1 protein-coding gene is annotated in these 286 nt (G+C 45.1%); it reads left to right on the forward strand.

What is annotated here, in order from left to right:
- On the forward strand, positions 1–245 hold a 245-nt coding region (locus JYB63_RS22965), incomplete at its 5' end, for a transposase (RefSeq protein ID WP_205660235.1).
- Positions 246–286: the final 41 nt, after the last annotated feature.

The raw sequence follows: 286 nt of genomic DNA on the forward strand, positions 1-286 counted from the left end.
AATCCTCCAATGAAATCAGCCGTGAACTAGGCATTCCTTCAGATATGGTAAGGCGCTGGAGTCGTGAATACAAGAATTCAGCAGAAGGTAGTTTCGCTGGTAACGGAAAGCCAGTGATGACTGCCGAGCAGCGGGAAATAGCCCAATTGAAGAAAGCTTTAAAGGAAGCAGAGACAGAAAGGGATATTTTAAAAAAGGCGGTAGGCATCTTCTCCAAGAGCGACAACAAATATTCCGGTTTATGAAAGACCACCAACAGGTATTTGCAGTCGGGAAGATGTGTCGT

The sequence above is a fragment of the Aliamphritea spongicola genome, assembly GCF_017051665.1.
Classification (GTDB): Bacteria; Pseudomonadota; Gammaproteobacteria; order Pseudomonadales; family Balneatricaceae; genus Amphritea; species Amphritea spongicola.